Below are 9807 nucleotides of genomic sequence, written 5' to 3'. Positions count from 1 at the left end.
GCGTCATGGCGCCCGTTTGAACAGAGCCGTGGCGCGATCAGGGTCGTTGGCTCGCCCTTCAAAACTTTTGCCGAGGCGGAGGCCGCCTGCACAACTATGCTAAGTTATCTAGCCAGCGAAAATTGACGCGCAGCCCATTCGGCTCCGGCACATACGTATCCGTTCGGTGAAGGCCGCCTTGCGGAATGAGGCGTGTTGTTGAGAACTGTCCTTATGGACAGCGATAGGCGCAGTGCCCAAGTCGAACGGCTTGAGGTGGTGGACACGGGCCGGCGGCGGCGCTGGTCCGAGGATGAGAAGCTCAACCGTCCTGGAGAGCTTACAGGCGCCGCGCCAAGTCGCGGCAACAGCGCGGCGATATGGCGTTTCGCGCTCATTGCTGCTGCGATGGCGACGCTCGTTTCAGCCTGAGCCAAAGGATGTCGCCCATCAACCCGGCTTCATACCGGCGATGGTGGTCGCGGAATCAGGGCCGACGCCCTGTCCAGTCGCGCCGGCGAGCAGCGGCGGGTCGATCGAGATCGAGTTTGCGGCCGGGGCTCGGATGCGGATCACGGGTACGGTCGACGCGGCGACGCTGAAGGCCGCCGTGGCGGCGCTGGCAGATGGACGCCTACGGTGATCCCGATTGCGTCGGGCGTACGGGTGTGGATTGCGACCGGCCACACCGATGTGCGTCGCGGCATGAACTCGCTGGCCTTGCTGGTGCAGGAAGCCTTAAGCGAGTAGGGCGCCCCGGTTGGTTCCTCATTTGGAACCCCCGCAGCCAATACCCCCGCCGGGACGTTGATGGGCATCACCGCACGGCTCTTGGTATCTATCGGTGATGAGAACGCTCGATAACGGTAGCGCTCCCGCCCACTCAGGCATAGGGAGTAGCGCTATGCTTAAGCGGCATCACTTCAAGGTGACTCAAACACTCGAAAATCGTCTGATCGAAGAGGCCAAGTGCCTACGCGAGGAAGCTAAAGCGCTCCCACCTGGCCATGAGCGGGACCAAAAGTTGCGGAAAGCGCGTCACGATGAAACCGCCGCTCACGAGGAGGACACTGACCGCGAGACCGTGCTGCGTCACCTGATGGAGGGCCAGTACCGCAACCCCATCCGGATCCAGCGAAGGCTGGTCGCAGGACGCCGCGGAGGAGATCGCCGCCGAGCTGCGCCAGCGCTGCCCGGAACGGGGCGAAATTCCGGAGCAATTGGCGGCGTTCATCGGGCGCTATGGCGAGCCGTCCGCGATCCGCTGGCGCTGCCGATGCGGCTGTAGCCTTCAAGTCCGGTGCGGTGTTTGCGTTTGTGATACGCTGAACCGCCACAGCGCCGAACGGCCCTTGCCTTCACGCGCGACCATGCCGGCTTTTTCCAGCCGCCACAGACTTATGAGAAGCGAAGAGACTTTGCCGGGCAGCGTTTCGTGAACGGACACGTCATGGCCGAGTTTCAACATTTCCCGGACCATGGCTTCTGCTGTCATCGGCCCGTGCTCGGCAAGGATTTTGCGTACCACTATCAGCCGCGTGCTGCTCAATTCATCCCCGTGAAAGTAGTCGTAACGCGCTATCGCCAGAACATCCCAAGCGCGACCATCAACGCAACACTTTAGCGCAATGAAAACAAACGCTGCCGCTTGCTCATTTGTTTCGACTGCCCCGCCGCAGACCAAAAGAAAGCCCCCAGAAGAGGGGGCTAGTCATTCGGGTTTAAGAGCAGCTGACAGAGAAACGGCACTTTTCTCCACCAGCACTGGTAGGGTGCCATGCCGACCTGGGGGATCAATTACTTAGATTAAGAAAGCCACCACGGTGACCTGGATGTCAGGCGCGGATTGTGCCGTTGGGCCTTACGGCATCGGCCTTGGCGGCCACCTATCCCGCAATTCGGCATGGAGGGCATCGGCATGGGCGCGGGGAATAGGCGCTGATGCGAGCGGGCGGCTCGTCCCAAAGGCGGGCCTCTCTCTTTTGACCATGGGCCGTGGGGCTGGTGATCGGTGTTGTGACGGGAGTGCCCCGACGCCAACCATGCAGGATCAACGCCGGGGCGTGCCGTCTTTCGGCCGACCACTGGGGCTGGGGGCTGTAGGTGATCGGCGAGAGCCAGCGCCGCACGATAAGCACGCCGACGCCGCAAGGGCAGCGCAGTTTGTGCCGCCGTCCCGGCGTTTTTAGGTTATACCCCGATATGATTTCATTTCGCCGCGCGAACAGCGGGCTGCGCGCTATCGCCAAAACACAGCAAACGCGACCATCATTGCCGCCGCCATACAGCGAGTCCGACAATGTAGGGCATGTCGCGTTCCTCGCGCGGCGTCATCATCATGTCCCGTCGTTCACTTAATCCGAACCAGCGCTTGCGCATCCGTTTCCGTCGATAGGCGAGAGCGCTGCCCCGACGCGACTTTCGTGGGGGAGCACGCCGGGGCTGCGCTTCCTCTTCGGCCGACCATTGGTCTGGAGGAATCGAGATGATCGGCCAGGAGGTTGCACGCCGAGCCAAGCGCCGCGTGGGCAGGAAGTCTGTGCACTTCTGCACACAGATGGCGCAGAAATTCGTGAGATCAATAATAATGTGGGTTAGGATCGGACGACGGTGGGGCTGGTGATCGCCCCCGCGGGGGGCTCTTAACCCAGGTTGTTGATCGCGCCGGTCGGCATGGCACGCTTGCGCGCCGGTTGGAGAAGTCCCGTTTCTCCCCCAGCGTTTCAGAGCAGTAACTTCGACAGCCTCCGAAGGGAATCCCTTCCGGGGCTCTCTTTTGATCGGCTTAAATCAGTTGAATTGCTCCCGCCATCGACGTAGCACCATGCCTTCCCTCCGGAAATAGCTACTGCAGACCTCGCTCCAAGGATGTATATTTCACAGCTCACAATTCGGGCTGGGGATGTGTCATGCTGGACACTGACCGTTTATTCACCGCGTTCGTTCTCACGGCGGGCGCTCTCACGACAGTCATGACAGCGTTTGCTCTTCTCGCGTTTTGAGCGAAGTCTTGGCGATCAGACCCACGTCTCCACGACCTGCGGCTCGTCGTCGGCCGAGTGCGACCTGCAGTGCAGGCCTGCAGCTTCGAACGCGTAGCGCAAGATTTTCAACCTGCGGTCCGACCGTACGCAGCATCACGGTGGTGGGCTGCGGCACCTCGCTGCCGCTAGCTTCGAACAGGCGTGACGTAGCAGCGGGGGATTCCATCTGCTTCGATCACCCTAGACTTGCTAGCAATGACTCACTCCAGGCAGGGCCGAGCGCGGCATATTCGATAACGTCGGGCGGGGGCGGCGTCGCAGCGTATCGTCGAAAGAAGGCAGCGAGGCTAATGCTTTACGGGCGGGGTCTCATCGAGGACCTTGCTCACGTCCGGTTCGTCGATGCCCTCATCGTCAGGCCGGTTGCACTTCGCATGGCATCCCCGCGCTGCACTGACAGCCGAGCTCTTCACTCCAGGCGAGTTTCGGATGGTTCTCGCAGACCCAACCGAGGCCCAAGCAGATCGGACACTTAGGATTCGTCACGCGTTCCCCATCGATAATGGCTTGACCGGGGATGCCAAGGGCACCGGCGATGACCGAGAAGCGTTTGGTCCAGTCCAGGCGGTTCGAGTGTAGGCCTTCGCCTTTCCCTTATTCAGATGGAGCTGGATCTGTCGTAGATATCGCGCCTGGGAATCCCGGCCTTGAATGGAATAGCAAGCGAGATTTGCCCCTGCACTGCCGCTCGTCAGGAACTTCCGGCGGTCCATCATAGATCCTCCCGCAGGCCTTTAAAGAATGGGTGCCGCACCTTGCCCGCGGCCGACTTGGCGCGGTACTCGATTTCGGCCAGCACCGTCGGCTCAACCCAGATGCCCTTGTGCGCGATCCGCTTGGTGTAGGGTTGCGTCTTCCGGATCAGCGGCGTCAGGCGCTTCCGCAAGTCGGCCGCGGATGCCTTATCGAAGCCGTGGTCGACCTTGCCGGCGTAGATCAGCTCGGCGCCCTTACGCCGGCCGAGATAGATGCCGTCCCATTTTCCTTCGTCCAGGGCGAAGCCGGCGATCGTCAGCGTCTCCCGCTGCGCGCACGGCTTCTTCAACCAGTTGCGGCCGCGGCCTGAAACGTAGGGGCTGTCGGCGATCTTCGAGACGGCGCCTTCATAGCCGGTCTTGCAGGCGTGTTCGAACATCGCACGGCCGTCGACTTCGAAGCTCTTGCTGAACTGGACATCGGTGCCGGCGATCAGGTTTTTCAGGGCAGCCTTGCGCGTGGAAAGCGACAGCTTCCGCAGGTCGTGGCCGTTGAGGTAGAGCAGGTCGAACGCGACCAGCACGATTTTCTTCGACCGGCCCTTAAGCTCGCTCTGCAGCACCGAGAAATCCGTGGTGCCATCTTCGGCCGGCGCGACCACTTCGCCGTCGACGATCGCGCTGCCGGCGGAGATGTGCCAAGCGTCGTCGGCGATCCTGCGGAAGCGGTGGGTCCAGTCATGGCCGCGACGGGTGAATACCTTGATCGTCTCATTGGCTAGGTGGACCTGGACGCGGTAGCCGTCGAACTTGATCTCATGAATCCATCTGGCGCCGCTTGGCACGCGCTCGATCTCGGTGGCCAGCGCCGGCTCGATGAAGCCCGGGTAGGGAGCCTTGGCGCCGATCGCTGTCGACTTCTTACGCTGAGACGCCACTCCACAACTCCAAGGGCGAAGGCTAAATCAAATGAGGTCGTCTCGATTGGTTCCGGAGCGCCGCCCCTTTGCCGGGAACTAGGGACGTGCATCCCGCGTTGCGCCGATACAGTAAGGGAGGCCAGAATGGCGAAAAAGGCAAAGAAACAGACAGCGGGGTCGCAAGCAGGATCGCGCGCGTGTCGCCGGCGGGCAGCGGCACGAAGTCAGTTATGAATCCAAGAAGACCGGCCGATCAGCCACGAGCGTGAAGAAGGCGGTCAAGAAGGTCGGCAACAGCAGGAAGCGCGTGGAGAAGCGGCTCGCGCGGAAGAGATAGAAACCGCTTGGCTTATAGTGCATTACAAGAGCGGCCAAACGGTGCCAATTTGAGTGGCCCAGCCAACCGGTGGCCTCAGCTTCCACTTTGCCGAGGCCCTTCTCACTACACCTCGGGATTTACTATTTCAGGTTATCTGCCGCCGGATTGCTTACCGGTAAGGTTGTCAGTGCCCGGGCCGACGTTCGCCTTCATCACGTATCTCCTTATCCAGTGATGCGGCCTAAAACCAATTGATGTAAGTGGTTCCTACTTCTCGCGCTCCGGCGCTGTCTCATCAGGTTTAGGCCAGGCTGGGAGAGCTGAGGATGGCCAAGTCGTCTAAACTCGTCGCAGCAAAGCGGGGCAGAGTTCTGCTGGTGAGGCGGCGACGTGATGGTTTGTGGATGTTTCCAGGCGGCCGTAAGCGGACGAGAGAGACCGAAAGGGAGTGTCTGCGACGAGAGCTCAGGGAGGGGCTTCCAGATATCAAGGTCGGCAGAGTGCGTCTTTGGAAAGAACTGAAGGCCAAGAATAAGCGGTCCGGCCGCAAAATGAGCGACGTCATCTTTGTCGCCAAAAACGCGAAGGGGAAGCTGACGATCGGTGATAAAAAGGGAATCGATCGGGTAGCCTGGCACAAGCCGGGAGCCGTCCGTTTGACGCCGACGTCGCGCTACATTCGCGACCGGCTCTTTCCAGATAAAGATTGAACAAGCTGGCAGGCACGTCTTGCGCTTTGGTTCTTCGATCGCTAGTAGGACTTTTCTGTGGCCGACAGAACAGCTGGCGAACGTGAGCGGCCGAGTGGCAGCTGGCCTTGAACCTCAGCTTTTACTTTGAGGCGACATCCCTCAATGGAGCCGCTGGCGCAGCTTCTCGATGATCTCGCGCAGGTCGCGCGCATACTCCTCGAGGATACGTAGCGCCTCCTCTAAGGGTGACGACTTGGGCTTCGACGACGCCTGTCGATCTGGTTCCTCGGACCTCGTCATAAGTTTAATGCTTGGTCGAGGATCGAGCGCGACCGTTGATTTAGATCAAGGCCAGCCGCCTCACCCCAACCGGGTAGGCGCCACTATGCTGATGTTTCCTGACACCAAAACACCGGTGCGGGCCAAACCGCAGGCCGGTGTCAGGCTGCCAGCTTGTCTTCTTTGTCCGGCCCTCTCAGGACGATCTTGAGCGCATGATCCGGCAACGGACGCTGCAGCGCTTTAGCTTCATCCCACGGTGCGCGGAGCCAGACGTCGCGTTCCTCGTCGGTCGTCAGGACCATGGGCATCGCCTTGGGGTGGATCGGCGCGACGATCGCATTCGGCTCGGTGGTGAGGAAGCCATAGACGAGATGAAGACCGGGGACCGGTTTCGACTTGGTGCCCCGGTCACCCTTGAACTCGGTCCAGATCCCGGCAAATGCCGTAAGCGGCCGGTCCTCGTTCAGCGCGAACCAGACCACGTCCTTTTTTTTCGTGGCCGGATTTGGCTCCGGCGCGTATTCAGCGAAACTGTTGAAGGGGACCAGGCACCGGTTCTCCGGCTTCAGCAGCCGCGCCAGTGCGGCGAGCTGGTCCTGCGGATATTCGTCACGGGCGGACCGGGTTTGCTCGGCGGAGGCGGCATGCCCCAGCGCATCAACACCATTTCGCGGCCGTCGGCACCGTTGCGCACACGGGGGCCGGATAATCAGGAAACACCCCGGGCATCGGCGGCAGGTTGCCGACGTAGCGGTTGATGACTCGGAACAGCGCGCGGATCGCTTCCTGGTTGGAGGTGATGCTGTAGAGGTTGCACATTACGAACTTGCTGCGCTGATCATGGTGATGGGCGGTAGTGCCATCAGCGCCATACCCGAAAATAGAAGCATCCCACTATCCCAAGCAGGCCAAGGAACGGCATCCCGACATACGTCCCAAATTCCCATACAAACCGCCCCGGTTCAGCAGCGTAATCGAGCGAGTAGCCATTGCGGACGAGCCATGCGGCGAGATCGACACCATCTACTGCGCAGGTTGCCCCTTGTCCATCGGGGTAGGAGTTGACTTATCAAGACACGAGCCACGTCCTATCCATAGAGGTTTCGCGAATTTGCCCAATCGATAGATTTTTCGACAAGCTTCGAAAAGTCGCTGAGCACTTTGGCTGAAAATGCCTCAATTATTGAAAGCGCGCGGTCATCCGCTGCACGTCTCTCAAATGCCGAATGAGAAAGAGCGTGCTGCCAGACTTGGGGTCGATACCGCACCAAAGAACTCAGGAGAAATGCGCCGCAAAACTGTAGGGCAAACTCCGACAGGTTAACTCCGTTCAGTGGTTGGATAGCGGTGGGATGATCATTGGTGATGCCCCCAGCCAAAGCAGGCAACATCGACGAAAAAGGAATGCGTACCTGACTCGGATATGGCGCTGCACTAAAACCACTTTCGGTTTCAATGAGGAATTTATCGGAAAACTCACCGTTAGAGGGCTTATCAACGTTACGGGAAAGTAGGACCGTGTTGTCCCATGCATGACCGGCTTCGCAAAGACACCATTGCCGCAGAAACGGAAATTTCTGACGCCATTTGTCTATGACCAACCGCAGGTCATTCCTGTCGGCTATCAAATGGGGATCGTCAATTCGCAGCTCGACATCATTACCTCTATGATAGAAGCTTATCGACCAACAGGCTGCATCTTCGGAAAACGTCCGTTGATAAAGCCTCTGCAAGCTTGGAATTCTGCCGAGGATGTCTTTGAAAGAGCAAGTGGTACCACCCAATGCAGCGGCGGAGTCGAAGGGCTTTGGCTCTGAGTGCGGCATAGAATTATCGAAATAATTCAGCCGACCTAAAGAGGCGACTACGTCATTGAACTGCGCGAACAAACCCTTTTGGTGGAATTTTAGTGTCAAGTCTTCAATTTTTGAAGTGGGTTGCGATACGTCAGACAACCCATGAGATTGTGCGATCGTTGAGATTGATTGGATGTTGCGCGCAAGGACGATTGCTTTGGCAAAGCCAACCATGCCGTAATAGATCTGCAATGGCTGTACTTGGAGCGGAGCGGAAGATGCTATTTCGAAAAACAATCTGCCTTGCTGCAAGCAAGCGGCGATATCTCGAGCGACTTCAGTTGATGGGGTCTTTCCAGTTGATTTCTTAATGGTTGTTTTGAGATTTGTGGTGCTTTCAAGGAATCTGATGTCGTTCCAATCTTGCATCTAGCCCGCCTTGTCTTCTTTGTCCGCGCCCTGGCATCGCGATCTTGAGCACATCATTCGGCGGGGATCACCAAAGAACTCACCGCGATGTTTTCCGTTCAAACGCTCTGAGGATGGCCGCGCCTCCCTTCGTCCCAGGACCAAGCGAAGCGCCACGAGCCAGCTTTGGATCGTAGTTCGCAAGTTTATGGTCGTCTATTCCGATTGATTTGATCCCCCTTGATACGATGACGGTGATTTCCCCCATTTGAGCACGCGGCACTAGGCTTTGCACAAATTCCTTCGCCTTCCGCACCGATGGCAGGCTTGACCTAAGGGAGGCTGCTTTGAACGTCCGTGAATGGTACGGAAAGATTTCTATCGCAGCTAATCGCTGCGATAGCGAGCGCAGCGCGGCAGCGTAGTCATTCCCGCAATGGTCGCTTGCAATCTGCTGGATGACTTTCCGTAGCTTCCGTTCCCACCACTGGAAGCCTCCCGTCCAGGCGTAGTCAGGATTTAGGGACAGAAAAGGATACTCTACCTCAGCAAAGTTCTGCCTGATGATTAAACGGACCTGCTCGGCGTGCTCTGCATCTTCCTCGGTCTGGTAATCGCTGAGGCCGAGACCGGGATTGAGCATGATGATGAAAATATCCGCCCTCAATAGATTGCCCTGATAGGGCACAGGCAGGAGTCCTAAGTGAAGCGAGCCATCGTTTTCGTCACCAAAGGTGGGGTGCTCAACGAATGCGCGATGACTTCGAAGGGTAATCGTGCTTATGTTCGTAGCCGCATCAATGAATGATCGGTCATCGTCGTGAACGTATGGAGGCTGGCTCAGATCACAATTCTTCCAAAATTCGACAAGTTCGATCATTTCCCCGCAGCCTGAATGTTCGGACGTTACAAAACTGGTGAATAGCTCTGCGCCGCTGCTGATCTTCCTTGTCCGCCCCCGCGCAAGACAATCCGCAGCGTATCATGCGGCATTGGCCTTCACCCTGTCTGAAGGCGCGCGCATCCAGGGCGGTATTAGTCTTAGCCCCTGCTCAAAGCTCCCGACTACATCGTCTTGGTACGCCAACGCGATTTGTCCTCCTCAACGTGATGCAGTTCGCCGTTTATAGGCCTCAATCATTTCAGCCGTCACGTCGCTTGGATAACAGAGCGGAGCCGCTCCGCCAGGTCGCGAGTGCGCTGTCGTTGACGGCCGATATCAAGCCGGAAGCGCACATGGTGGTCGGCGGTGGCGATCGCGGGTACTTCTTCTCGACCGGGTCAATCACCTTCATCGGCAGCCTATGCCACAATCGTTACGACAACGACGTGTCCCGCATCCTCGCAAATGTCGTCCGCCGGTTTCGGAAACGCCCACGAAATCCAAGCAAGAGCAGGATGGGGAACGCCAGCTGCACCACGAAATCAATTCGCACGTTTTCTGTACCGCCCGAAGGGTTCGTCCTCGTGCGCTCTCTTCGGATGGAAGGTCGTTCGGGTGACCATCCACCTTAAGCTGAAAAGAACCTCAGCCCGCCATGCCTTGTTCCTAGCAGTCAGCCGCTCAGCCTCAGCGATGGCGGCAACAACACGGGCGAAAAAGCTTTTCACCGGCATCCAAGGCATCAGTCATACCGACGAATAACATAAGTCAATCACCAGCCAAAGTTCA

The 9807-nt window shown here is 58.5% G+C and carries 8 protein-coding genes and 2 pseudogenes; 4 read left to right on the top strand and 6 right to left on the bottom strand.

Translation table 11 applies throughout. The annotated features are described in order from the left end of the window. Nucleotides 1–292: 292 nt before the first annotated feature. Nucleotides 293–622 carry an IS66-like element accessory protein TnpA gene (gene tnpA / locus AC5ZG1_RS42475; protein ID WP_456646851.1) on the top strand — a complete coding sequence of 110 codons (330 nt, stop codon included), beginning with the start codon at nucleotides 293–295 and terminating at the stop codon, nucleotides 620–622. After that, entirely contained in the window at nucleotides 619–729 is a 111-nt protein-coding gene (gene tnpB, locus AC5ZG1_RS42470; protein WP_456646852.1) for an IS66 family insertion sequence element accessory protein TnpB, read from the top strand. The genes tnpA and tnpB overlap by 4 nt, the downstream gene beginning before the upstream one ends. Nucleotides 730–952: 223 nt before the next feature. Here tnpB and AC5ZG1_RS42465 read toward each other — a convergent pair whose 3' ends face one another. The 3 genes from AC5ZG1_RS42465 to ligD form a co-directional block, all read right to left on the bottom strand. Next, entirely contained in the window at nucleotides 953–1213 is a 261-nt protein-coding gene (locus AC5ZG1_RS42465) for a hypothetical protein (RefSeq protein ID WP_456646853.1), read from the bottom strand. Nucleotides 1214–1270: 57 nt separating this feature from the next. After that, nucleotides 1271–1474, bottom strand: coding sequence for a hypothetical protein (locus AC5ZG1_RS42460; RefSeq protein WP_496136373.1), 204 nt, complete (start codon nucleotides 1472–1474; stop codon nucleotides 1271–1273). Between the two features lie 2261 nt (nucleotides 1475–3735). Next, nucleotides 3736–4656: a non-homologous end-joining DNA ligase gene (gene ligD / locus AC5ZG1_RS42455; protein ID WP_496136372.1), complete on the bottom strand. Its 921-nt coding sequence runs from the start codon at nucleotides 4654–4656 to the stop codon at nucleotides 3736–3738. A 151-nt stretch (nucleotides 4657–4807) separates the two neighbouring features. Here ligD and AC5ZG1_RS42450 point away from each other — a divergent pair. Then, a pseudogene (locus AC5ZG1_RS42450) lies at nucleotides 4808–4975 on the top strand (DUF3606 domain-containing protein); the annotation flags it as partial. 308 nt (nucleotides 4976–5283) lie between these two features. After that, entirely contained in the window at nucleotides 5284–5667 is a 384-nt protein-coding gene (locus tag AC5ZG1_RS42445) for an NUDIX hydrolase (protein ID WP_496136371.1), read from the top strand. Nucleotides 5668–6089: 422 nt separating this feature from the next. Here the strand turns inward: AC5ZG1_RS42445 and AC5ZG1_RS42440 are convergent. From AC5ZG1_RS42440 to AC5ZG1_RS42430, 3 genes and pseudogenes are all read right to left on the bottom strand, one after another. Beyond that, nucleotides 6090–6750 (bottom strand): annotated as a pseudogene (locus AC5ZG1_RS42440) (SOS response-associated peptidase). A 269-nt stretch (nucleotides 6751–7019) separates the two neighbouring features. Beyond that, on the bottom strand, nucleotides 7020–8156 hold the full coding sequence (locus AC5ZG1_RS42435; RefSeq protein WP_496136370.1) for a YaaC family protein: 1137 nt from the start codon (nucleotides 8154–8156) through the stop codon (nucleotides 7020–7022). Between the two features lie 79 nt (nucleotides 8157–8235). Then, complete coding sequence (locus tag AC5ZG1_RS42430) at nucleotides 8236–9015, bottom strand: hypothetical protein (protein ID WP_496136369.1); 780 nt, start codon at nucleotides 9013–9015, stop codon at nucleotides 8236–8238. Nucleotides 9016–9807 lie beyond the last annotated feature (792 nt).

This window comes from Bradyrhizobium sp. Leo78, from assembly GCF_059512425.1.
Note: the sequence above shows the minus strand (reverse complement) of the source record. Positions and strands in the feature narration are given on the sequence as shown.